The sequence below is a fragment of the Cohnella sp. GCM10012308 genome (assembly GCF_042649185.1).
Taxonomy (GTDB): domain Bacteria; phylum Bacillota; class Bacilli; order Paenibacillales; family Paenibacillaceae; genus Cohnella.
Map to the genome: position 1 here is coordinate 38,974 of NZ_JBHRYU010000043.1, position 25,719 is coordinate 64,692.

Sequence of the window (25,719 nt, forward strand, 5' to 3'; positions counted from 1 at the left end):
TCTAAATCTTACGCTAGAAATAGCCAATATCGCCAAATAAGGAGAATGATCCGACATGACTGCAACAGCATCTCAACGGACGATTCGCAATCCCCAGATCGGGGATGCCGTGACCTTCCTGACGACAGCACAGGAATCGGGCGGCGCTTACGAGTGGGTGGAGGTTCGTCTCCAACCCGGAGGCGGCACGCCCTTGCACTATCATACGACGTTCGAGGAGGAGTTCGAAGCGCTTGACGGCAGGCTGTCGCTCGACTGCGACGGCAGGACGCTGCTGCTGACGCCCGGCCAGAAAGCGGTGGCGCCCCTGGGCTCGAAGCATCGTTTTTACAACCAGGAGAAGACGGAGATCGCGTTCCGCGTGAAAGTGCTGCCGGCGCGCAGCTTCGAGAAGTTTCTTCGCATGCAATACGGATTGGCGAGGGACGGCAGGACGGGCGCGAACGGAATGCCGAAAAGCATGCTGGAGCTGGCCGTGGTGATCCGTATGGGCGAAAGCTATCTGATCGGTCCGCCGGTCTGGTTTCAGAAAGGCATGTTCGGGCTGCTGTACCTGATCGCGCGGTGGCGCGGCGTGGAGCGGCGGCTGCTGGCAACGTATTGTCCGGAGTCGGAGCAGCAGAAAGGAGCGGACGAACGGTATGCGGGCATTTCTTGACCGGGGCGAAACCAAGCCGGCGAAGCGAAGGTCCGGAGACCGGGAGAGCAGTCACATTCGCGGATGGAAGCAGGGATGGAAGCGCGGACTGACAGGCCTGCTGGCAGCAGCGATGCTGACCGGCGGGCTGGAGCGACCGGCCTATGCGGAGCCCGGACGGCAGGACGGTCAGCTTTCGTTTTCCCAACTGCTGGGGCAGTTGTCCGGAGAACTGGAAACCGGCGACCCGCTCTCGGTGGAGGAAGGGGTCTATGGGGACGCGCAGGCACCGCTAACCATCGCAAGCGCCGTTTATGGCTTGCCGGTCAAGATCAGCGGAGCGCCGGGCGCATCGGGCACGGGCGACAGCAAGTCGGCGTCCGTGAGCGGCGACGGCAGGTTTGTCGCTTTTGCGTCCGCCTCGGCGAACCTGACCGAAGGGGATACGAACGGCAAGCAGGATATTTTCCTGAGCGACCGCGCGACAGGGACGATTAAGCGCATTAATCTGGGCCCCGGCGGCGCGCAAGCGAACAACGACAGCTACGCGCCGTTTGTCAGCCTGGACGGCGGCTATGTTTTATTTACTTCCAAAGCGACGAATCTGACGGCTTCCTCCGATACGAACGTCTCCGAGGACCTGTTTCTATACGATGCGTCGAGCGGCGCCGTCGAGCGGGCGGCCGAGTTCGTGCCGGGCTCCGAGTTCGCGGGCAACGGCAGCTCGTATCAGATCAGCGCGGACGGCCGCTATGTCGCTTATGCCGGCAAGACGAACAGCGCAGGCACGTGCGACATTTGGCTGCTCGATCGCCGGACGAAGAGCGTGACGCTGATCACGCGGCAGAGCTATATCTACGAAACGACGCGGTCACGCCTGTCCATCAGCGCGGACGGCCGCTACGTCGCCTTCGATTCTTACTCCCGGGATATCGTGCCGGACGACACGGGCAGCGTATTCTCCGGCGTCAAGTATCGAGACGTGTATCTGTACGATACCGCATTGGGCGAGATGAAAAAAATCAGCCGCGCGCCTGACGGGAAGACGGGCAATGCCAGCAGCCAGTATCCGGTCGTGAGCGCGGACGGCCGCTATGTCGCCTATGAGTCCAATGCGAGCAACCTCGTGACCGGCGCGACGGTTAATGCGGCGAATGTTTACGTGTACGATCGCCTCTCGGGTACGACCGAACTGGCGAGCCTCGGCGCGAACGGCAAGCCGGGCGCGTCGGGTGCCGAGATGGCGTCGATTAGCGCGGACGGGCGGTTTGTTTCCTTTCAGACGTCAGATGCCTACGATCCCGCAGATACCGGACAGAAGGACATTTATATACGAGACCGTCTTAAGGGCGAGACGCGTTGGGCGACCCGGACGGCAGGCGGAGGAAACGCGGATGCAGCCGTCGTCAAGGCGGCGCTCAGCGCGGACGGCGGCACGCTCGTCTTCGAGTCGGCCGCTAAAAATCTGGAGCAGTCCGCCGAGTCGGACGCGGCAAGCGACGTTTATGCCGTAGCGCTGGACGCCGCACCGGCAACCGATACTCCGGTGTGGCCCGAGGGGGCGTCGGTGACGACGCAGCCTGGCGCGGCTTATGTCGCGCTGAGTTGGCCGGCGGTGAACGGCGCGTCCTACTATCGCGTGCTGCAAGACGATCGGCTGGCGGCGATCGTGACGGGTACGTCCTATGCGGCCGACGGATTGGCGGCCGGCACGGCGCATCGTTATCGCGTGGCGGCTGGCAGCCGGGACTATCGCTGGTCGGATTGGTCTGCGGAAGTCGCGGCCACGACGCTGGGCACGCCCGAGGCGACGCCGCCGCAGGCGGCGGCGATCGGCGTGACGCCGTTGTCCGGCGGGGCGATGGTCTCGTGGCCCTCGTCGCCGGATCCGGATGTCGTAGGCACGAAGCTGCTATGGCGCAAGCCGGGCGGGACCGAGCACGAATCGGCGATCTATCCGGCGAGCGTAAATAGCGCCGTCGTGCCAAATCTGGAGAACGGCCAATTGTATGAGCTCGCCGCCGCCTTCATCGACGGGGACGGCAATCGCGCCTTGAGCGAATGGACGCTCGTCAGGCTGCCTGTCGGCCCGGCGCTGATCCGGATGGATGTTCGGACGTCGGACGGCAAGCCATCCGGCAGCGACAATGTCGGCGTCAACGATATTAGCGGCGACGGCCGGTACACGCTGTTTCTCTCCGATGCTGCCGACCTGGTCGCGGGCGACGGCAACGGCAAGACGGACCTGTTCCTGTACGACGCCGAGCTGGGTTCGATCCAGCTCATCAGCCGAACGCCATCGGGGCAGGCCGGCAACGGAGAAACGTTCGGGGGCAAAATGAGCGACGACGGCAGCTTGATCGTCTTTTATTCCTACGCTACGAACCTGACCGGAGATGCGGACACGAACGGGCGGCACGACGTATTCCTGTATGACAGGGATACGGATCGCAACGGCGTGTTCGACGAGCCCGGCGCGACCTCCATGACGAGGATCAGCACGCCGTGGAACGGCGGCCAGTCGAACGACTTCAGCGGCAGCCCGGATATCAGCAACGACGGCGGGGTCGTTTTCTTTATTACGAATGCCAAGAATATGGTAGAGCACCCGCCTGAAGGATACAGTCAGTATACCGTCATGTACGATCCGGAGACGAGGGAACTGTCGCCGGTCCGATTGCCGGACGGAACCTTTTTGGACAGGGGCGCGGCGCTTAACCGGGATGGGAGCGTCCTCGCCTTTAACACGACCGTATCGCATGCGGAAGGGGATACCGACAGCGACAACGACATTTATTTATTCGACAGAGACGCCGATCAATTCGTTTGGGTGACGGCCGGCAGCGAGGATAAATGGTCGATCGGCTCCCTCGCCATCGACGGCGACGGCCGATATGTCATGTACAGCTCCGCAAGGCGCAATCAAAATTACTTTACCTACGTCTTCGATCGGGAGGCGCCGGCGGGAACCGCGGCTGAGCCTATCGGCATTCCTGAAGGCAACGGAGACAAGTCGCCGCGAGCCGCTACCGGACACAACATCAGCGATGACGGCCGCTACGTCCTGTTTTCGTCAAGCGAGAAGGGGATTGTGCCGGGGGATAACGATACGATGACAAATCTCTTCGTAAGGGATCGTACGCTGCATACGACCTCGATGGTCAGTCAGCCCTATGACGCCTCGCTGCCGATCGCGGGCCCTTCGTACAATGGCCTGATCAGCGCAGACGGGACCCGAATCGCCTATAAGTCGAGCATGATGAACATGGTACTCGGCAGCGAGCGCTCCAAGATGGGCGTATATTTGCAGCGTATCGCGCAGACGGCCTTGCCGGCAAGCTGGCCGCAGGGCAGCACGCTGACCGCTTCCGATGTCGGACAGAGCAGCGTCAAGCTGATTTGGACCGCTGCCGCGCACGCGGATGGCGGCTACCGGATCACCGGCGGTCCGGCGGCAGTCGATGTTCCTGCAGGCGCGCTGGAGGCCGTCGTGTCCGGACTTGCGCCGGATACGCCGTATACGTTCGCCGTGCAGGCGGCTTCGGCCGCCGGACAATGGACGACGGATGGCCCGACGACCGAGATCCGCACAACGGCCGGCCAGGGATTAGCAGATCTGACGCTCACGTCGGCGGGATCGAAGGTGACGCTGGTCTGGGGCGATCCGGCGCCGGGCGCAGGGACGATCTCGGCCTTCCGCGTGCTGCGCAAAACGGGAGCCGAGGACTGGACCCTGCTGACGACGATCCTTGACGCCGCTGCGCGCAGTTATACGGACGAGACGGCGTTAGCCGGCAAGACGTATGGCTATGTCGTTCGCAGCGTGGACGACAGCCAGCAGGAAGCGGCCTATTCCGTCGAGAAAAGCATTGCCGCCGGCAGCTTCTCGATCTCGTCTTTCTCGATCGGGCTCCCGCTGTACCTGCGTCAGAATGCCGGACACGGCGATACGGCGCAGCTCACGCTGCGGGGACCGTCGGGCGCGTCCGCAAAGGCGGTTCTCGCCTATGATAATGTCGACGGCTTATCCAAGACGCTGGAGACGGCGCTGACCGAGGCGGGGGAAGCAGGTGTCTATAAGGGCGAGTACGTCGTGCCGGAAGATGCGAAAAAACTGGTGTCGATCAAGGGAACGGTTACGCGGGACGGCAGTTCCGCCGAAGCCGAGGCGCTGCGCGCGCCGGTAGCGGTCGGGGGCACGATCAGCGTCCTGCTGAGCGGCACGGTCCCCGTGCCGGAGGACGCCTTGCTGAGCATATACAGCCAGAAGGCTCGCGCGTATCAATCCGTCGCCATGGGCTCGCGCAAGACGGTGGAGCTGAAGGGCCTGCCCGAAGCCGACGATTATAAGCTGAGCTTGCTAGGCGCCGGCGGGCACGACCTGTTCGAGGAATCGGGATTGCCCGATGTAGATGTCGACGCCGGAGGAAGGCAGACGGTGAGCGTCGATCCGCTGCTGCCCGCGGCTCTCTCCATTACGATATCGAACCCCAATTGGAGAGGGAAAGGCAACGGCGTTATCGTCACCGATGACGCGGGCAATCTGCTGGGAGCGGGAAGTGCGACGTCGAACGGCCGGTTTAATCTGCCCGCCTTCAAAAAGAGAATCGGTCAGCGGGTTCATATCCGGATTGAACCGGAGGACAGCGGCTATGATCCGATCGAACAAATCGTGACGCTGGTCAGCGGGATTAACCGGGCGGAGATCACGCTTGTTCGGAAGACGGACGCAAAGATTGAAGGCACGGTCAAGGATGCGGAAGGGCGGCCGGTCGCAGGCGCGACGGTCAAGGCCGTATTCGATCGCACATATACGGCCGTTACGGACGTCGACGGCAAGTATGCGCTGGGCGTGCCTCCGGGCTACATGTACATTCAGGCATTCGCCGGAGGCTCCTTTGGCTCGGAAGTAAAGTATTTGACAACGGTTCAAGGGACGCAGAATGTGGACATCGTTTACAAACAGCGCATACCGGCTCAGATCCGGATCAAGCTGTATACCAAATCTGGAGACGGCGAATGGGTCGGTCCCTACGATCTGGATTGGCGAGAAATGGTTCACTACCACGTCTACAGCTCGGTCCGCAGCTATGGCGGCGGGAACCCGCTCTCCGTAGAGGCGGAGGCCGGACAAACGGTGAAAATCTGCGCGAACGGCCTCGAGGCAGGCTACAATGAGGTCTGCGGCACGACCGTGATCGACGCGAACCGCAAAGGCGTCGTCGAGCTGCGGATGACCGATACGGGCACGCAGGTCGTCGGCAGCCTGGGAGACGGCATTCAGGGCAACTCCGTCGTCTATGCGCTCGAGAACGGCGCCAATCGCAAATATGTCACGGGACGTTTTTTGTCCAAAGGAGATTTTACGGTCAAGCTCCCGGGAGCGGGCGCTTACGAGTTTGTACTCAAGAGCAATCTGGACGGCAAAACGCTGACTCGCGCCTTTAACGTCGCCGAAGGCGAAGCGATAAACTTGGGCGGCCTGGCGTTCGGGGAGCAAGGAAGGTTTGCCGGACGGGAGGGCAACGGCGTGCTGCTCGGCACGAGCAGGCCGGCGCCCGGCGCCGCGTTGCAGGTACGCGTGCAGTATGCAAATTCGAGTAACGATAGTCTGGCGGGCGGAGCCGTCGTACTGGATATTCCGTCGGGCGCCGCGCTGATCGCCGGCAGCGTCTTCCGGAATGGACAACCGGTGGCGCCGCAGCAGAAGGACGGACGGTATCTTGTCCCGCTGGGTACCGTTGCCGGCAAGGCGTCGGGAACGCTGCAATACCAATTGCGTATGGCGGAGGAACCGGACGGCGATCGCCTGGCTGTCATCCCGCGCATTCGTTACGAGCTGAACGGCGAAGCCAGCGAAGAAGAATTGGGCACTGCGATGGCCGATGTCGCGCTGGTGACGCTGATTGCGCCGTCCAGAACCGGGTTCCGTCAGTTCGCCGTAACGGGTACGGCGCCGGCGGGCAGCCGGGTCAGCGTATTTGCGGGGGACCGCATCGTCGGATCGGCAGAGACGTCGCCCGCCGGCCGCTGGTCGCTGACTGCGAATATGGAAGGAGAAGGAAAGACGGCCGCATGGACGCTGCAAGCCTCGGCCCGCACGGATAGCGGCACCTGGAGCAGCGGACAGACGACGGTCAGCTACGACGTGAACGTCGCCGAGCCGATCGAGTTCACGATGAGCCAGCCCGACGGCCGGACGATGGTGGTCGACCCCCGCGCAGGCGAGGCGACGTTCCCCTACGTCCTGGCGCCCGGCTGGCCGCTCCATCTGACCGTGAAGTTCAATCATCCGGAGCTGGTGCGCGACGTCGTCTTTCTCGTAGGCAACGGACGGTTTGCCGCGAGCCTGAAAGACGGCGTCTACCAGGCGGTCACCGACGGCTCGGCGGTCGGCGCGATCGGCATCGACTATATTACGAGAGAGCCGGCGGATGTTCTGCAGGGAGGGCCGACGCCGACGGAGGAGCTTAAGTCGCAGATGCCGCCCGCATTCAGGGATGCGCGGCAGGATCGTCTCTATGTATCGCCCCGCGAAGGCGGGGACCGCAAGCAATCGATGACCTTCAAGGGCACGCTGCCTTCTGCGGGCGGCGATGCCGAGATGTCGCTGAGCGCGACGCTCGAGCGGATGTCGTATACGCCGAGCAGCTCCGACCTGACGTTGGCGGATCAAACGAATATACCGCTCTACGGCCTGCAGATCGGCGAATCGTTCGACAACGGTACGCTCAAATACGAATTGAAAGGTTATCTGCCCGCAGACGAGTTCTCCTCGGGGCTGGATGTCGGAAAGGCGCTGGCTTACATGAGCGCGGGGGCGGACTTGGACGTATACAAGGATATGGTCCCGTCCGCCCAAGCCAAGCCCGCCCCGGTCAAGACGTTGAACAGTGCGGTCGCCGCCGTGGCGGTGAGAATCGAGATGGCATTCGCTTCGAAGGCCGGAGAGAATACGTGGAAGGTGGCCGACGCCGCTTACAGTTTATATGACGGCAGAGGAACCGGAGACTCGCTGGACGATCTGGCTTACATCATGGATAAGATCGCCAGATACTGTCCGCCGAATCTCATCCCGGTCGAGATGGAGTACGTAGAGCTGCTGCGCAAGAAGATCATTCGCAACGAGCTTATTAAATACGGCATTTCGATTGCCGGCACGGTCGCAGGACCGGCGACGTTCGGCGTCGGTACGGTCGCGCTCTTCATCGCGAGCAACGCGTTCGGCAAAGTGCTGGATGCCAGCCTCGCGGCGCAAATGAAGCGGTTCAACGACGACATCGACGATCTGTGCAAGGTGCCGAAGAAGCCGAAAAAACCGATCGCCGATCCGGAGTGGATCTACGATCCGAGCGGCTACGTGTACGAGGTGACGGAGGATAACCGGATCGAGGGCGTCAAGGCGACGGCGCTGCGCTGGAACGAGGAGAAGCGGCGCTGGGACGTGTGGGATGCGGACTGGTACGGTCAAGACAATCCGCTCTACACGGATGCGGACGGCCGGTATGCATGGGACGTGCCGGAAGGCAAATGGAAGGTGCTCTATGAAAAGGAAGGCTACCTGCCTGCCGAGAGCGAAGAATTGACGGTGCTGCCGCCGCACTTCGACGTCAACATCCCGATGATCTCGACGCTGTCGGCGAAGCCGGTCAAGGTCGAGTCGGCGCCGGGAGGGGGAGCGGTCGACATTTTGTTCGATCGTCACGTGAATGGCAGTACGGTGTCGGGCAGCCTGTTCGCGGTCGTCGATTCGGCGACGGATGCGGACGTCCCCGGCGTCTGGACGCTTGTCGAGCCCTTGAGCGATGGAAATTCAATGCATGTCCGCTTTACGCCGGATGCTCCACTTGAGATCGGCGCCACGTACAAGGTATACGTGGACAGTGCCGTTCAGAGCTATGCGGGCATTCCGATGGGAGACAACTACGAGACTGAGGTTTTGGTGACGGAGCATGACGTTACGCCGCCCGCGGCCGTGACGGAGCTTGCCGCCGAGGGAGACGACAGCCAGGCGCTGGTCACCTGGAAGGCCGGCCGCGACGCGGAGACGATCAAGGTTGCCGTCTACTACAAAGCGCAGGGAGCGGCAGGCGAGTGGGCATCGGTCGAGATTCCGGCGGGGCGGAAGTACGCCTTGCTTCAAGAGCTGGAAGCCGACACAGTTTACGACGTCGAGGTCCGCGCCTACGACGCGGCAGGCAACTACAGCACGGCCAGAACGATCGCGGAAACGGCGGGCATTCAGGAACCTTCCGCCGATATCGCACCGCCGGGGCCGGCGATCGTCGGCAGTATGACGGCGGACGCGACGCAGGCGACGATCGCATGGACGGATCCGTCCGACGCCGACCTGTTCGCGGTCAAGCTGCAATGGGCGAAAAAGGGAGAGGCGTTCGCGCTGGATCCGGCGACCGTCCTGAAAGGCGTCGGCAAGTACACGATAACCGGCTTGTCGCCGTCGACGGCGTACGAGGTCCGGATCTGGACGGTCGATATCGCGGGCAATGCCTCCTCGGAGCCATCGTTGTTCGTCACGACGAAAGCGGCGGGCGGTGGCACCGGCAATCCGGGCAATCCCGGCAATCCGGGCGGCAATCCGCAGGATCCGTCGCAGCAGCAAGGCGGCGAGTCCGGCGAGGTTGGCACTGAAGGCGGCTCCCTCAGCTTCTTCGGCGGCAAGTTGAAGCTGTGGCTTTCGGGCAGCGGCGGCGCAGCCGGAGCGGCCAAGAAGGTGACGGCGGCGAAGGTTGAGGGAACGCCGGCGCCTGCGGATGCGCATCTGAAGCTGGTGTCGGACGTCTACGATTGGAAGCTCCAAGCCGGCGCGAAGCTCGCGGCGCCGGGCAAGCTGACGATCGCCTATGACGCCTCGAAGCTGGCAGGGGCGGATATTCGCAAGCTGGGCGTGTACCTGCAGGCTGCCGGCGACAAGTCCAAGTGGACGTATGTCGGCGGCATCGTCGACGGGACTTCGGGCAGCGTAGAAGCGGTGGTTACGGAGCCGGGCACGTATGCGGTGCTGATCGCCGAGTATGCGTTCTCCGACCTGGCGAATCACTGGAGCCGCGCAGACGTCGAGACGTTGGCGGCACGGGGAATCGTGAGCGGCGATCCGGCGGGCACGTTCCGTCCGAACGGCAGCGTGACGCGGGCAGAGTTCGTGAAGCTTGTGCTGCCGCTGCTCGCAGGCGGCTCCGGGCCGGGCATCGCGGCCGAGCGTTTCGCCGACGTGCCGGCGAACGCCTGGTATGCGGATGCCGTGGCGAAGGCGACAGCGGCAGGCATCGTGAAGGGGGCGGAAGGCAAGTTCCGGCCCAACGACCCGATCACGCGCGAGGAGATGGCGGTCATGCTCTTCCGCGCGCAGGGCGTCGCGCCGGATATTAAACTGAACGCCGATGCCATCCTCTCGGCCTACGGCGACGGCGCGAAGGTGTCGGGCTGGGCGCGGCTTGCGGTCGCGTACGGCGTGCAAAGCGGGCTGCTGAAGGGCAGCGGCGGCAAGCTGAATCCCGGCGCGACGGCTACGCGCGCCGAGTCCGCGACCGTCGTGCTCCGCGCGCTGGACGCGCTCGGCAGAATTGCGAAGAAGTCCTAGAATGCAAGCAGACGAACCCCGTACCCGTTGAGGTCGGGGTTCGTTTTGCGGAAGCGGGCTCCGAGTCGCTATTAGGAAGTCAGTCGCCCATTTGGTAAAATAAGCGGACACTCACTATACCAAGGAGAACCTCATGAAACTCGGCTTCGATATCGACGACACGCTGATCAACCTGCGCGAGCACGCCTTTCATTTATACAACCGGAGGCTGGGCACGCAGGTCGATATCGCGCGCATGCGCGAGCTGAACTGCATCCCCATACACGAGGCGTTCGGCCTTAACGCGGAGGAAGGCAAGCGGATGTGGGCCGAGCTGCGCGAGGAGATCTACTTCAGCGATTGCCCGCCTTATCCCGACGCGGTAGAAGTGCTGCGGGAGCTGATCCGGCAGGGGCACGAGATTTACTACATCACCGCCCGGGCGCAGGGACATTGCGACAAGACGCTGGAATGGCTGACGGCAGCGGGGTTCCCGGTGCTTCGGGGCAGATTCTACTGCGGCATGGGCGACGCGGAAAAGATCCATGTCATCCGCGAGCTCGCGCTCGATTATTATTTCGACGATAAGCCCGCAGTCATCGATACGCTAGCCGAGCTGGCGATAAAAGTGTATGTCCGCGACCAGCCGTACAACCGGCATTTGGACGCGCCTCGCATTCATTCATGGGGCGAATTGTTGGGGCTGTTGAATATTTCTCCGCTTAAATAACGGGAGCCGGAGGACACAAGGAGCGGGCGATGGTTTCATTTTTTCAAATGCTGGACGAGGTCAACGAACGCATCTATAAACCGAACGGACTGACGCTGACAGCGGCGCGGGAGGAAGCCCAGAATTCGGATTACGGCGGCGGCGTATTCCGGCTGAATGCGAGATCGGTCCGCTTGAGAGTCGCTAAGATTACGCCCCGCAAGGCGGGACAGTTCGTTGTTTTCTGGGAAAAAGACGAATCGGGAAAAAACGCCGCTTACTCGCCGGATACCGCAACCGACCTGCTGGTCGTTCACGCTTTCGCCGATACGAAGGGCTGTTCGGGACAGTTCGTTTTCCCGAAGGACGCGCTTGTGAACCAAAACATTCTCAAAACTGCCGCAACGCCCGGGAAAATGGCCACGAGAGTATATCCGAGCTGGGATACGCCCGTCAGCAAGCAGGCTATGTCCACGCAAGCATGGCAACTGCCGTACTTCATCAATCTGAACGACAACGACCATTCGCGAATACAGCGGTTGATCGGGCTTTATACCGGATAGCGGGCGTTTGGCATGATGCAAAAAGAAGAGCCCGCGTACGCCGGTTGGCGTATACGGGCTCTTGCTGTGCGCAGTGCGGCGCTAGTGCTGCGCCGCGTAAGCTTCGGCTTCCGCTTCGGCGGCGGGGTCCATGCGCTCGCGGCTCATGAGGAGCGCGGCTGCGAGCGCCAGCACGGCCGGAATGAGGCTCCACATGAAGGTGGCGGAGATGGAGGACGAGAGGCCGTCCGTAACCTTCGCCAACAGGTCGTGCGGAATATGCGAGCGTGCGGCAGGCTCCATCAGCGCATGCGGGTCGCTCAGGTTGAGACCGCCAAGACCGTCCGCCCCGACGGTTCCGCCGGCGCCCCCGTTCGCGGCTGCGCCGCCGATCGAACCGCCACCCGCGTCGCCGGCCGTCCCGGCCTTGCCGTCCGCGACCGCGGCGCCGCCGAGCGCCTCCGATAGTTTGCGGGCCATCGCGTGGCTCTGGATGATGCCGAACACCGTGATGCCGAGCGTCATGCCCAGCGAGCGCAGGAAGTTCAGCGTAGAGCTGGCGGAGCCGCGCTTGTTGGCCGGCAGGGCGTGGATGGCGGCGTTGCCCAGCACGGAGAAGGTCGCGCCGACGCCGAGTCCGACGAGCACCATGTAGACCGTGACGATCCAGCGCGGCGTATCCGCGGTCAGCGTCGTCAGCAGCGCGATGCCGGCGACGAGAATGACGACGTTCGGGATGAGGATCGTGCGGTAGGACAGCTTGTTAAGCAGGCTCCCGCCGAGCGTCGCGGTCACGACCGTGCCCAGCATCATCGGCAGCAGGACCATGCCCGAGTTCGTGGCGGAACCGCCCAGGACGCCTTGCATGTAGATCGGAATGTAGACGGACGCGGTAATGAAGGCAGCGCCGCTCAGCATGGCGAGCGCATTGCTCGTCGCGTACAGCCTGCTGCGGAACATCGCGAACGAGATGATCGGCTCGGCGGCGCGCCGCTCCGCCCATACGAACAGCAGCGCGAGCGCGGCGGCTCCGGCGAACAAGCCGATGATTTCCGCGGAGTCCCAGGCGAACGTCTTGCCGCCGAGCTCCATGGCGAACACGAGACAGACGATCGTGCCGACGAGCGAGGCGGCGCCGGTCCAATCGATGACCTGACGTTCGTGCTGCGCCGACTCTTTGTAGAAGAAGGCGATCATGGCGAACGCGATCAGCCCGAGCGGCAGGTTGATATAAAAGATCCAGTTCCAGCCGATATGATCGGTAATATAGGCGCCGAGCAGCGGACCGAAGATGCTGGACAGGCCGAATACCGCGCCGAACAGGCCGCCCAGCTTGCCCCGGCTCTCCGGCGGCACGGCATCGAACATGATGGTAAACGCGATCGGCACGAGCGCGCCCGCCCCGATCCCCTGCACGGCCCGGTACAGGCTGAGCTGCAGGATCGAATCGGCCGTGCCGCAGAGGGCCGAGCCGATCATGAAGCAGATGACGCCGAAGACGAAGAAGCGTTTGCGCCCGTACATATCCGACAGTTTGCCGAAGATCGGCATGCCCGCCATTTCCGCGACCATGTAGGCCGACGTTACCCATACGAATTTGTCGAGACCGCCGAGCTCTCCGATGATGGAGCCCATGGCCGTCGCGGTGATGGAGTTGTCCATCGAGGCCATCAGGATGGAGAGCAGGAGCCCCGCGATCACGATGCCGGTGTTTTGCGTTGTTCGTACCACTCGAATCATTCCTTTGCGCTGATTTGTTTCTGTATCGTCTTGCTGTCTGTATTCATTGTATGGGAGCGTCCATGACAACAGTCTGTCAGTGTTCGCGAGATTTCCGTTTACGCGGGGACCATTTTGTTAGATGATAAAGGGAATGATTCAGAATAGACAGATTTCAGGATGGGGAGCGAGCATGAGCTACAAAATCGTGTTTTTTGATATCGACGGAACGTTGGTGGACGAGGAAAAGCGCATTCCCGAGGATACGCGCCTCGCGATCGCCGAGCTGAAGGCGAGCGGGATCGAGCCGGTCATCGCGACAGGTCGCGCGCCGTACTTTTTCAAATGGCTGCTGGAGGAGCTCGATATCGAGTCGTTCGTCAGCTTGAACGGCGGCTATGTCGTGTACAAGGGCAAGGAGCTATACAACAGGCACATTCCGATCGGCGATCTGGAGAAGCTCGTCGAGCTCTCGGGACGCGCGGGGCATCCGCTCGTATTCGAGGGCAAAGCGGCGTACCATACGAACCATGAGAACGACGAGGGCGTCTGGAAAGCCGTCGATTCGCTCCGAGTGGAGCGGCCCGGGTTCAATGCCGATTTTTGGCGGGGAGAGGGCATTTATCAGGTGTTCCTTCACTGCACGGAAGGCGAGGAAGCGGCCTATCTGCCGGAGCTGCCGGGTCTGCGGTTCATCCGCTGGCACCCGAACGCGCTGGACGTGCTGCCGCATACCGGCTCCAAAGCAGAGGGAATTCAGGCGATGCTGGACACGCTCGGCATTCCGGTCGAAGAAGCGATCGCCTTCGGGGACGGCCTGAACGACAAGGAGATGCTGGAGCTCGTCGGTCTCGGCATCGCGATGGGCAACAGCCACCCCGAACTGCTGGCGCATGCGGACTATGTGACGGCGCGCGCGGACGAAGGCGGCATCCGTCAGGGGCTGGTCTATGCGAAATGCATTCCGGACGGGAAGGGGGCGGCGGTATGAGCATGGAAGTGAAGTTTTGCTCGTCGTGCGGGTCCGCCATGGAGACGCGCGACGTCGACGGCACGCCGCGGCGCGCGTGCACCGCATGCAGCTTCGTGCATTGGGGCAACTACAGCATCGGCGTCGGCGCGCTAGTGGAGCGGGACGGCAAGATTCTGCTCGTCCGCAGGGCGCAGGAGCCGGGCAAAGGGTACTGGACGAATCCGGGCGGTTACGCGGAGCAGCTGGAGCGAGTTAACGAGACGGTGCGGCGCGAGGTGCTGGAGGAGACCGGCATCGATGCGGTGGTGACGGGCGTCGCGGCGCTGCGGGATCAGCCGAGAGTCATACACAATTTGTACGTCGCCTTCACGATGTCGTACGTCGGCGGCGAGCCGGTGCCGGACGGCGTGGAAGTGGACGCGGCGGGTTTCTACTCGCTGGCGGAGCTCGAGACGATGAACGTGGCGCCGTTCACGCGCTGGCTCGTCGACGTGGCGATGAAGCGCGGCGGGTCCGCGGGCCTGGCCGTCGACGAAGCGCCGATCGTGCCGCTGCCGGGGTACGGGTTGTTTCGCATTTAAGCGGCGGCTGGGGCGAAAAAGAGCGTAAGTAATCGGGTTCAGCCAGGGGCATAAGGCATCTCTGTGCCGCTATTGCTCGCTGAAGAGGGGCTCCCGCGGAATAGCGATGTGCGGCATCGTTATTTGGATGAAACTTGGTTACTTCTGCGGAATAGCGATGTGCGGCATCGTTATTTGGATGGAACTTGGTAACTTCGGCGGAATAGCGATGTGCGGCATCGTTATTTTAATGAAACTTGGTTACTTTTGCGGAATAGCGATGTGCGACATCGTTATTTGAATGAAACTCGGTTATTTTTGCGGAATAACGATGTGCGGCATCGTTATTTGGATGGAGCTCGGTTACTCTCGCGGAATAACGATGTGCGGCATCGTTATTTGGATGAAACTCGGTTACTTCGGCGGAATAACGATGTGCGGCATCGTTATTCGGATGCAACTCCGGAAATTGTTCCTAAAACGAACTTTTGTGTGCCGCAACTGCACGCAAAAGTGAAGCTACTTCAAAAAAGCAGCATCGGATCGTCGAATCAGACGTCCGAGCTGCTCTTTTTGAGTTGCAATGTGTGTTATGACGGGCGCCAGGCCTGCTGCTCCCCGTCTTTCTCCGTGTACAAAATGAGCGTCGGCTTAATCTTCAGGATGACGTAGTCCGGATCCTGCGGGCCGTCGAGCCACTTCTCGAAGTAGCCTTTCCACACTTCCGACTTCAGCTCCTCGTCCGTCGAGATCGCCACCTCGCCTTGCACTTCGACGATCTCGCCCGGCCACAGCCGGCCTTCGAGACCGAGCAGCACGGATGCCTTCGGGTTGGCTGCAAGCTCATCGACTTTGTGCGTATCGCGGTGCGTCGCGAGCAGGATCGTCAGTCCGTCGTTGAACACCCTCATATAACGCAGCGAAGGCTGGCCGTCGTGGACGGTCGCGAACGCTCCGAATTTATATTTTCCGATTGCTTCTGTCAGCTTCTTCTCCAGATCGCTCATGCAGATCAGCTCCCGTCTGTTTGGTCTCGTTTATCGTACCCGGATCTTGGAATCGCCAACCATCAGCGGCCGGCACTATGCGCAGCGATGTTATCGGCGATGGCACAGCTGAAGGGGCTGGCGTCTTCTCAGCGTTCTTCCGACGGCGGGGCGCAGGACGCGCGCTCGATAAACGCGCCATAAATGGACAGCTTGGTCGGATTGCCGCCATAGTCGATCTTGCGGATCAGAAAGTCGACGGCCTCGTAGCCGAGCTGCTCGCGCTGTACGTGGACCGTCGTAAGCGGGGGCTTCGTGCGGGCGGCTTCTTCGATATCGTCGAAGGCTGCCACGGACAGCGAGCCGGGGATCTGTACGCCCATCGCGGTCAGCATCTCGATCAGGTTGACGGCGATGCGGTCGTTGGCGCAAAACCACGCCGTCGGATAGCCGCTTAGCCCATCCAGCCAGGCTTGCACCTCGGATGGCTGCGAATGGAGCGTCGCAAGCGGCGCCTCGCCGGTCAAACAATATGCCTCGGGAATGGCGAGTCCGGCCTTGCTCATCGCTTGACAGTAACCGAGCCAGCGCTCCATAAAGCTGCGGGTCATCCCGATCGCGCCGATAAAGCCGATCTCCCGGTGCCCGAGGCCGATCAGGTACGACACGATGCGGAAGGCTTCGGTCGTATTGGCGGTCACGACAGCGTCGAGCTTCAGCGTGTCATAGTCGTGATCGACGATGACGAGCGGCGCGCCGAGATCCAGCAGATGGCGGACGTAAGCTTCGCGGAAGACACCGACGAGCAGCAAGCCCTCGTATACGGCCAGGTGCCATTCTTCCGGCAGCAGTAACGCCTCCTCCATTCGCTCCGTGATCTCGCACAGTACCGCCGTGCTCCCGGTTTCCTTCGCCCGCCTGTCGATTGCCCAATAGATTTCCCTGTAGAAGCCTTGGTCATGCCGGATATACTTCGGAATAAGGACGAGCAGGTTGCGGGTCCGCCGGCCTTCCTTGTCCGTCCGCGCCCGGTAGCCGAGCCGGTTCGCCGTCTCGAATATGCGGTCGCGCAGCGGTTCGCTTACGCCGGGTTTGCCGCTCAGGGCAAGCGATACGGCGTTTTTGGAGATACCGATCGCGTCCGCGATCTGCTGCATGGATACTTTGCCGCGCATGGTCGCTCAACCTCGAATCTGGATGAATGGCTGCTGCTTTACACTTTGAAGTTTGTCAAGCGGTTTGTCAATTGATGCGCGCAAGGCAATGCTCTATGATGTGTGCGAAGGAAGACATACGGACGAGGAACGGGGCGGAACGCGAGATGAAGGAATGGCTGCTGAACGGCGAGACATGGGAAGTTAAAGGCTATTGGCCGTGGGTGCCGCTGAAGGTGAGCAGCATGGAGATCGGCCAGGAGCTGCTGGGCGTGACCGACTGGATGCCTGCGACGGTGCCGGGCGGCGTGCATGCGGATCTGCTGCGCGCGGGATTGATCGAGGATCCGTGGTACGGCTTGAACAGCTGGAAATGCGAGTGGGTGGAAAACCGGTGGTGGGTGTACCGCGCATCCGTCGCTTGCCCGAAGCCGGGGAGCGGCCGGACGGAGCTCGTGTTCAAGGGGCTCGATTACGAGGCGCAGGTGTTCGTGGACGGCAAGCTTCTCGGCGAGCACGAAGGCATGTACCACGAGGCCGTATTCGACGTGACCGAGGCGGCGCGCGCGCAGGAGCGGATGGAAGTGACCGTCATGTTCAAGCAAGCGCCGGACGAGATGTCGCAGATCGGCCTGACCTCGCGGACGCATACGCAAAAAAGCAGGTTCAACTATAAATGGGACTTTTCCACGCGGCTCGTGAATATCGGCATCTGGGACGACGTGCTGCTACGCGTGCACGAGGCCTGGACGCTCGACGACGTCTCGGTGACGACGGATGCCGACCCGAACGCTGGAACGGGCGAGATTTTCGTCTCGGCGGCAGTCCGCAGCTTCACGGTCCGGGAGGCTGCGGGCGGGGACGGGGAACGCGGTGCGGAAGGGGATGCCGGAGGCGCAAATGAGGGCGGCGCGCACGCGCTGACGCTGCGGATCGACGTGACCGATCCCGATGGCGCTATTGTCGCGCATAGCGAGTCCCCGATCGGCACGGACGGCAGAACGGGGGAGCTGCGTATCCCGATCGCTCAGGTGCGCCTGTGGCAGCCGAACGGCTACGGCGAGCAGCCGTTGTACGGCGTGCGGCTGACGCTGCAGGCGGACGGCGCCGTCATGGACGAGCGCGAGTTCAAGACCGGCATTCGTTCGCTGTCCTACGCGCAAAACGAGGAGAGCCCGGCGGAGGCGCTGCCTTACACGTTTGTCGTGAACGGCAAGCGCATCTACGTCAGAGGCGTCAACATGACGCCGCTCGATCATCTGTACGGCAACGTGACGCCGGAGCAATACGAATACTACGTGCTGCTGATGAAACGCGCAGGGGTTAACATGGTGCGCGTGTGGGGCGGCGGCATTATCGAAAAAGCGTATTTTTACGACCTGTGCGACCGACATGGCCTTCTTGTATGGCAGGAGTTCATCCAGTCGAGCTCGGGCATCGACAACATTCCTTCGAAGCGGCCGGCGTTCCTCGAGCTGATCACGCTGACGGCCGTGAGCGCGTTGAAGGCGAAGCGCAATCACGTTTCGCTGGCCGTATGGAGCGGCGGCAACGAGCTGATGAGCGAGCCGAACGTGCCTTCGACCTATGAAGACGCGAACCTGGCGATGCTGAAAAAGCTCGTCGAGCAGCATGATCCGCGGCGGCTGTTCCTGCCGACGTCGGCGTCGGGACCGGTGCAGTATATTACGCCCGAGAAAGGCGTCAGCCACGATGTGCACGGCCATTGGAAATACCAGGGCAACCCCGGTCATTACGAGCTGTATTCGGACGTGGACAATCTGTTCCACAGCGAATTCGGCGTCGACGGCGTGAGCGCGGTCAAGAGTTTGAAAAAGTTCCTGCCGGCTTCCGAGCTGCGTCCCGTCTCGATGAACGACAGCCTCGTCTGGCGCCATCATGGCGAATGGTGGGACACGTACGACCGTGACATCGAGCTGTTCGGCGAGGAAATCGGAGCCGAGATCGGTCTCTTCAGCCGCGCGAGCCAGTGGATTCAGGCGGAAGGACTGCGCTTCGTGCTGGAGGCGAACAGGCGGCGTCAGTTCAAGAACAGCGGCAGCGTCATCTGGCAGTTGAACGAGCCGTACCCGAACGCTTCGAGCACGAGCCTGGTCGATTACTACGGCGAGAGCAAAATGGCGTATTACTGGACGCGCCGGGCGTTCAGCCCTTATTTTGCGTCGGCGGAATACAAGCGGCTGAACTTCCGGACCGGGGAAACGTTCGAGGCGAAGCTGTTCGCGGGCGCTCATGCAGCCACGGAAGGCATGACGGTTCGCAGCCGGCTGCTCGGCATGGATGGCGGACTGCTGCACGAGCAGTTGGACGCGGTAAGCGTCAACGGCGAGCATTCGGCGCATGCGGGGGACCTGCACGCGCTCGTGACGGAAGCCTTCGGTTCGCTGTTCCTGCTGCGGCTCGAGCTGCTCGATCAGGCGGGCGCGGTGCTGCACGCGAACGATTATTTCTTCTCGACGCTGGAACGGGAAGTGTATGCGCCTGCGCTGGCTGTTGGCGAAGGGGTGCAACTGACGGGGGCGGCGCTCGGCGATTGGGTGGCTGATGAGGCGGCGGCTGCCGGCGAGACGTTTGCGGCGCAAGGGGACGATGTCAGGGCGAACGATGCAAAGGTGAACGATGCGAAGGCGAACGATGCGAGGGTGAACGATGCCAAGGCGAACGATGTCAAGGCGAACGATGCTTTAAGGCGGCTAAAAGCCGTTACGCGGCGCTTCAAGCTGACGAACGACGGCGTCCACGTGGCGCTGCACGTGCATGCTGAGGAGACGACGAACGGCTGGTGGATGGCGGCCGACGATCTGTACTTCACTCTGCTGCCCGGCGAGAGCCGGGAGGTTACAGTGACCTGCTGGCGCAAGCGCGCAGGCGGATTTTTGGCAGGGGACGTAGGTGCGGCTGCGGATGCACTGCCGGAGTTGGTTTTCAGGAGCTTCTAACTTGTAGCCGAGAGTGAGGAACTCGGGCAAGGGTCGGCTCGCCGGCTCGAGTTACGCGGAAAAACCGTACAACTCGGGCAAGAGTGGGCTTGCCGGCTCGAGTTACGCGGAAAAACCGTATAACTCGGGCAAGAGTGGGCTCGCGGGCTCGAGTTACACGGAAAAACCGTACAACTCGGGCAAGAGTGGGCTCACCGGCTCGAGTTACGCGGAAAAACCGTATAACTCGGGCATCGCTCAGCTTACCGGGTCGAGTTATACGGATAACCTTATTACCCGGCCAAGCTCGGCTAGCCAACTCGAGTTGAGCGGGAATCCCGCACAGTTGCCCCCATCTCACCCGCGCTCCCCCTCGTCTCACAGTTTCTCATAAGAAGAACGGTACGCACGGGGCGCAAGCCCCGTTATTTTTTTGAACACATCGAGGAAGTAGCCCCTGTCTTGATAGCCTACCGCCTCTGCGATCTCCTGGACGGAGAGCCGCGTATGCCGCAGCAACTCGCAGCTTCGCTCGACCCGCAGCCGCTGGACGTATTGGCCGAAGGTAATTCCGGTCGCTTTGGCAAAAATCCGGTAGAAATGCCGCTCGCTCATGCCAGCCGCTTCGGCGACCTGAGCAGCCGTGATCGGCGAGGCGAGGGAAGCGCGGATGAAGGAGAGCGCGTCCTCCATGCCGCCCGCATGACCCGCGTGCATATCGTCCAGCTCGTTCGCGAGTCTGCGCTCAATCTCCGTCAGCAGCACGACAAACAACGCGAAGATGCGCGTCTCATATCCCGTCCGACGTCCGGCAAATTCCGAATAAGCGGCCGAGAAAAAAGTTTCGAAGGCGCCCGTCCGGTCCTGCATTCTCCGCCAGCCGCCATCACCCGGAGCGAGGTCTAGGCAGGATAACGCGCGGCCTAGCCGATCGAGTCCAGGAAATCCGCGCAGGGCTTCGGCCATGCGCCCGGCTTCGAAGATGAAGTTGTATACCACAAGCGGTTTGCCGGCGTTCGTCGAGCTCGGGCGAAAGACATGCGAGGCGCCAAGAGGCAGCGTGAACAAGTCTCCCCGCCGAACGCGCAGCCGCTCTTCGCCGATATATTGATAACCTTCACCTTCGCCGACATAGCTGATCTCAGTGAATTCGTGGGCGTGGTAGCCCAGCTCGTACGACTCGCTGACGCGATTGACGTAAAACGGCAGCTCCCCGTCGAAAAACAAATGCGAGGGCGTAACTTCAATTCTGTGCTTGATCACCGTAGTGCCGCTCCCTTCACAGTAAATCGCGTGGTGCCTGCCGCCCAATCGCCTTCTGTAGAGAAGGCGATGTCCCTCCCGGCGCTTGGGTAAGCCCAATCGCCTTCTGTAGAGAAGGCGATGGCCCCACCAGCGCCTCGGCCAGCCCAATCGCCTTCTGTAGAGAAGGCGATGGCCCCACCAGCGCCTCGGCCAGCCCAATCGCCTTCTGTAGAGAAGGCGATGGCCCCACCGGCGCCTCGGCCAGCCCAATCTCCTTCTGTAGGGAAGGCGATGGCCTCACCAGCGCCCGCGCCAGCCCAATCGCCTTCTGTAGAGAAGGCGATGGCCCCACTGGCGCCTCGGCCAGCCCAATCGCCTTCTGTAGGGAAGGCGATGGCCCCACCAGCGCCTCGGCCAGCCCAATCGCCTTCTGTAGAGAAGGCGATGGCCCCACCAGCGCCTCGGCCAGCCCAATCGCCTTCTGTAGAGAAGGCGATGGCCTCACCAGCGCCTCGGCCAGCCCAATCGCCTTCTGTAGAGAAGGCGATGGCCCACCAGCGCCTACTAGCGCTCACCGGCGCCCCGCGACCGCCTTCGGCTCCACGCGAGCCTCCCTCGTCCATGATGGCAGGATACACCGACTTGATGGCAGTATCAACCCTTTTCTTGAGCGGACGCGCAGCTACAATGAAGGATATGAAGACATTCGGCCGCAGGCCGGGAATGGAGGCAGGGCGATGGCTAGCAGGAATTGGAACGCTTCGTGGATTTGGGGAGGAGAAGAGGAGAGTCCGCGCAACGAGTGGCGGTGCTTCCGTGGTAGCTTCGACGCGCCTGCGTCGGTCGAGGGACCGGCCACGCTCCATATTACGGCGGATTCGCGTTACGTGCTGTTCGTGAACGGCGAGCAGGTGGGGCGCGGACCCGTGCGCTCCTGGCCGAAGGAACAGTTTTTCGACTCGTACGACATCGGCGGCCATCTGCGTCCCGGCGTCCGCAATACGATCGCGGTGCTGGTGCTGCATTTCGGCGTGTCCAATTTTTATTACTTGCGCGGACGCGGCGGGCTGATCGCCGAGATTGAAGCCGGCGGCCGCACGCTCGCGGCGACGGATGCCGGCTGGCGGACGGAGCGTCTGGGCGGGCAGCGGTCCAACTCTCCGCGTATGGCCTGCCAGCAGGCTTTCGGAGAAGTTATCGACGCGCGCGAACTGGCGGAAGACTGGATTAAGCCTACGTTCAATGACGGCAGCTGGCCTGAGGCGCAAGCGATCGGTTCCGCAGGCATGGCGCCATGGACCACGCTTGTCCCGCGCGACATTCCCTTTTTGACGGAAGAAAAGCTGTATCCGGTCTCGATCCAATCGCTCAGCCGGGTAAAGGCCCCCAAGTACGCGGCAGCGCTGGATTTGCGCAATCAAATGGTGCCCGAGAGCGTCAACCACGCGAACCCTATCTCTTACTGCGGTTATATGGCGACGGCCCTCACGCTTGAGGCAAGCGGCGCCGTCACGCTCGGATTTCCGGTAGGCGTAAGGGGCAACGGCGTATGGATCGACGGCGTCCAGCAGACCGAATGGACGGGCGTTCAGCCGGAGCGATATTATCAACTGAACCTGTCTGCGGGCGAGCATCTGGTTGTCGTCGATATCACGGGCTCGGACCATGGCGGCAGCTATCATTTCGCAATAGACAGCGAAACGGCGTTCACGCTGCGCTCGCCGGCCGGCGACAACGGCGTGCCGCTGGCGACGATCGGTACGTTCGACCAGTCCGAGTATATCGATCACCGTCCCAGCAGACGGATGCAGACGGACCATCCGGACTATAAGGCGCTGCCGGAAGCCGCTCCTACGGCCGCTGCGCTTGAAGCGTTCGCTTCCTGGATCAAGCCTTTCGACCCTTCGCTGTATACGGAAGAAGACGTGTTCGGCTCGAACGTTTGGCGTACGCTCGCGGAACGCAGGGCAGTACCCGGATCCGTATTGAACGCAATTCTGCCGGTTCCCGAGCCGGGCATCCTGCCTGTATTCGACGACGGGGACTGCGAGCTCGTCATCGATCTGGGCGTGGAGCGCTCCGGGTTTGTCGGCTTCGAGCTCGAAGCGCCGGCCGGCACCATTATCGACGCCTATGGCGTGGAGTATATGCGCGAGGGTTACACCCAGCACACGTACGGTCTCGACAACACATTCCGCTACATCTGTCGCGAAGGCAGGCAGTCTTACGTTTCTCCCGTCCGGCGCGGATTCCGGTACCTTTTCTTGACCGTCAGGGGCAATAGCGCTCCGGTGAAGCTGCATGAGATTTATATCCGCCAGAGCACGTATCCGGTGGCGAATCAAGGGCGCTTCCACAGCTCGGATTCGCTGCTGAACGCGGCATGGGAGATCAGCAGGCATACTACTCGTCTGTGCATGGAGGATACGTTTATCGACTGCCCGGCCTACGAGCAGGTATTCTGGGTCGGCGACAGCCGCAACGAAGCGCTGGTGAACTATTACGTCTTCGGAGCGACCGAGATCGTAGAACGCTGCCTGAATCTCGTGCCGGGGTCGGCGGACGAAACGCCGCTTTATCTCGATCAAGTGCCGAGCGCCTGGAGCAGCGTCATCCCGAACTGGACTTTTTTCTGGATTCTCGCCTGCCAGGAATACGCCGCGCACACGGGGAAAGACGACTTCGCCGCCCGCATCTGGCCTGCGGTGAAGCTGACGCTGACCAATTATTTGCAGCATATCGACGACAGCGGCCTGCTGAACATGGCGGGCTGGAACCTGCTTGACTGGGCGCCGATCGACCAGCCGAACGAAGGCATCGTCACGCACCAGAACCTGTTCCTCGTCAAGGCGCTTCGGGATTCGCGGGCACTTGCCGCCGCGGCCGGCGCTACCGAGGAAGCCGATGCGTTCGCGGATCGCGCCGATCGTCTGGCAGAGGCGATCAATGCGGTATTGTGGGACGAGGAAAAGCGTGCTTATATCGACTGCATCCATGCGGACGGACGCCGCTCCGACATTTACAGCATGCAGACGCAGGTCGTCGCCTATCTCTGCGGCGTTGCGCAGGACGACCGTCTTGCCGTCATCGAAGGCTATCTCGTGTCGCCGCCGCCTGCATTCGTGCAGATCGGCAGCCCGTTCATGTCGTTCTTCTACTACGAGGCACTCGAGAAGGCCGGCCGTCAAAAGCTGCTTCTGGACGACATCCGGCACAATTACGGCCAAATGCTGCGGTACGGCGCGACGACCTGTTGGGAAATGTACCCGAACTTTGCGGAGAACCGGAGCAATCCGGACATGCTGACCCGCAGCCATTGCCATGCATGGTCGGCGGCGCCGGGCTATTTCCTGGGCTCGAGCATTCTCGGCGTCAAACGGGGATCGAAAGGGTGGCGGTCAGTCGAAGTTGCGCCGCAGCCTTGCGATCTGACCTGGGCGGAGGGCGTCGTGCCGCTGCCGCAGGGCGGGCATATCGCCGTCAACTGGGAAGTCGTGTCCGCAGGCAAGCTGAAGCTGCGGATCGAGGCGCCGGAGGATGTTGAAGTGAACGTCACGCTGCCCGAGGGAATGGAAGGCGACGTCACGCAGGTTTTTTATTTGAGCTAATTCGGGCTAAGAAGCACACCGGCATGGGAAAACGGCGTATCGCCGAGTCATGCCCGCCCGGCCGGGCCGCATACATTGATTATCGACGACAGACTGCGGGGGTCGAGCGATGACTGTGCATGAAGGGCCGGGCGCTGTGCTGGAGCTGCTGAAGCTGCAATATCCGGCGCGCGAAGACCCGGGCAGGGGCATTCGCCTGGGCGCGTTCACTTATGGCAATCCGAAGATCAACATGTATTCAAACGACGGGAAGCTTAGCATCGGCAAGTTCTGTTCCATTGCGGAAAACGTAACGATCTTTCTTGGCGGCGAGCATCGGATCGATTGGCTGACGACTTACCCGTTTTCGGCATTGGCGCCGGCCATTGCACCGATTCCCGGCCATCCGGCGTCCAAGGGCGACGTCGTTATCGGCAACGACGTCTGGATCGCGGACGGCGCGGCGATTCTGTCCGGCGTCAGGATCGGCGACGGCGCGGTCATCGGCGCCAGAGCGGTCGTCGCGCGCGACGTCCCGCCCTACGGCATCGCGGCAGGCAATCCGGCGCGAACCGTCAAGCACCGCTTCGCGCCGGACGAGATCGCGGGGCTGCTCGCGATCCGCTGGTGGGACTGGGACCTGGCGCGGCTGGAGCCTGCCGTCCCGCTCTTGCTGAACGGCGATGCGGCGGCTTTGCTGGAGTATGCGGCGGAGACGGCAGAGTCGAATTAAATGGAATGCTGTCAAAAGGCTCCCCCCGCGGTACGTAAATGTACCGCAGGGGGGAGCCTTTTTCAACACGGCGAATCGTGGGCAGGTAGGCGCGTTTTTCGGCATGCCGGAGCGTTTCGGTGACTTGTGGGTCTCAAAGCCTGCATTTATACATGTATTTTCTGCAGACCGACGCTACCTGATGAAATACCTGCAAATGTGCAGGTAAATTCAATGCGCAAGCCGCAAATCCGATGACGTATAGTAGTTTGTGTACCATGTTTTGGAGCCTAGTCAGGCAACAAAAAAGTAGGGTATCCTCGGGACTGCGATATCACCAAGGAGGAACCCTACTCGATGAGTACTATACCCGAAAACC

13 protein-coding genes are annotated in these 25,719 nt (G+C 61.8%); 9 read left to right on the forward strand and 4 right to left on the reverse strand.

The features are described 5' to 3' along the window. Window positions 1-55 precede the first annotated feature (55 nt). The 4 genes from ACFOTD_RS30940 (at window position 56) to ACFOTD_RS30955 (ending at window position 11,486) form a co-directional block, all read left to right on the forward strand. Window positions 56-658 carry a cupin domain-containing protein gene (locus ACFOTD_RS30940; protein ID WP_378123799.1) on the forward strand — a complete coding sequence of 201 codons (603 nt, stop codon included), beginning with the start codon at window positions 56-58 and terminating at the stop codon, window positions 656-658. Further along, the gene (locus tag ACFOTD_RS30945) at window positions 642-10,235 is read left to right on the forward strand and encodes an S-layer homology domain-containing protein (RefSeq protein WP_378123800.1); all 9,594 of its coding nucleotides are present in this window, start codon (window positions 642-644) and stop codon (window positions 10,233-10,235) included. The genes ACFOTD_RS30940 and ACFOTD_RS30945 overlap by 17 nt, the downstream gene beginning before the upstream one ends. A gap of 133 nt (window positions 10,236-10,368) precedes the next feature. Continuing rightward, window positions 10,369-10,944 (forward strand): 5' nucleotidase, NT5C type, encoded by a 576-nt coding sequence (locus ACFOTD_RS30950; RefSeq protein ID WP_378123801.1) that lies wholly within the window; start codon window positions 10,369-10,371, stop codon window positions 10,942-10,944. A gap of 29 nt (window positions 10,945-10,973) precedes the next feature. Next, window positions 10,974-11,486 (forward strand): MepB family protein, encoded by a 513-nt coding sequence (locus ACFOTD_RS30955; RefSeq protein WP_378123802.1) that lies wholly within the window; start codon window positions 10,974-10,976, stop codon window positions 11,484-11,486. A gap of 81 nt (window positions 11,487-11,567) precedes the next feature. Here the strand turns inward: ACFOTD_RS30955 and ACFOTD_RS30960 are convergent, their stop codons facing one another. Further along, window positions 11,568-13,205 carry an MDR family MFS transporter gene (locus ACFOTD_RS30960; RefSeq protein ID WP_483862642.1) on the reverse strand — a complete coding sequence of 546 codons (1,638 nt, stop codon included), beginning with the start codon at window positions 13,203-13,205 and terminating at the stop codon, window positions 11,568-11,570. 172 nt (window positions 13,206-13,377) lie between these two features. Between ACFOTD_RS30960 and ACFOTD_RS30965 the strand changes: the two genes are divergently transcribed. Both ACFOTD_RS30965 and ACFOTD_RS30970 read left to right on the forward strand, forming a co-directional pair. Then, window positions 13,378-14,175, forward strand: coding sequence for a Cof-type HAD-IIB family hydrolase (locus ACFOTD_RS30965; RefSeq protein ID WP_378123804.1), 798 nt, complete (start codon window positions 13,378-13,380; stop codon window positions 14,173-14,175). A gap of 2 nt (window positions 14,176-14,177) precedes the next feature. Continuing rightward, a complete protein-coding gene (locus ACFOTD_RS30970; protein ID WP_378123814.1) occupies window positions 14,178-14,738 on the forward strand; it encodes an NUDIX domain-containing protein in 561 nt (186 codons plus the stop codon). Window positions 14,739-15,307: 569 nt separating this feature from the next. Here ACFOTD_RS30970 and ACFOTD_RS30975 read toward each other — a convergent pair. Next, the gene (locus ACFOTD_RS30975; RefSeq protein ID WP_378123805.1) at window positions 15,308-15,724 is read right to left on the reverse strand and encodes a pyridoxamine 5'-phosphate oxidase family protein; all 417 of its coding nucleotides are present in this window, start codon (window positions 15,722-15,724) and stop codon (window positions 15,308-15,310) included. A gap of 128 nt (window positions 15,725-15,852) precedes the next feature. Continuing rightward, window positions 15,853-16,878, reverse strand: a complete 1,026-nt coding sequence (locus tag ACFOTD_RS30980; protein WP_378123807.1) for a LacI family DNA-binding transcriptional regulator — start codon at window positions 16,876-16,878, stop codon at window positions 15,853-15,855. Between the two features lie 146 nt (window positions 16,879-17,024). Here ACFOTD_RS30980 and ACFOTD_RS30985 point away from each other — a divergent pair, with 146 nt between their 5' ends. After that, window positions 17,025-19,817 carry a glycoside hydrolase family 2 protein gene (locus ACFOTD_RS30985; protein ID WP_378123808.1) on the forward strand — a complete coding sequence of 931 codons (2,793 nt, stop codon included), beginning with the start codon at window positions 17,025-17,027 and terminating at the stop codon, window positions 19,815-19,817. A 357-nt stretch (window positions 19,818-20,174) separates the two neighbouring features. On the opposite strand, the gene ACFOTD_RS30990 is transcribed toward ACFOTD_RS30985, so the two are convergent. Then, window positions 20,175-21,059 carry a helix-turn-helix domain-containing protein gene (locus ACFOTD_RS30990; protein ID WP_378123809.1) on the reverse strand — a complete coding sequence of 295 codons (885 nt, stop codon included), beginning with the start codon at window positions 21,057-21,059 and terminating at the stop codon, window positions 20,175-20,177. 719 nt (window positions 21,060-21,778) lie between these two features. Between ACFOTD_RS30990 and ACFOTD_RS30995 the strand changes: the two genes are divergently transcribed. Both ACFOTD_RS30995 and ACFOTD_RS31000 read left to right on the forward strand, forming a co-directional pair. Continuing rightward, window positions 21,779-24,649: a family 78 glycoside hydrolase catalytic domain gene (locus tag ACFOTD_RS30995; RefSeq protein WP_378123810.1), complete on the forward strand. Its 2,871-nt coding sequence runs from the start codon at window positions 21,779-21,781 to the stop codon at window positions 24,647-24,649. A 109-nt stretch (window positions 24,650-24,758) separates the two neighbouring features. Beyond that, the gene (locus ACFOTD_RS31000) at window positions 24,759-25,361 is read left to right on the forward strand and encodes a CatB-related O-acetyltransferase (protein ID WP_378123811.1); all 603 of its coding nucleotides are present in this window, start codon (window positions 24,759-24,761) and stop codon (window positions 25,359-25,361) included. Window positions 25,362-25,719 lie beyond the last annotated feature (358 nt).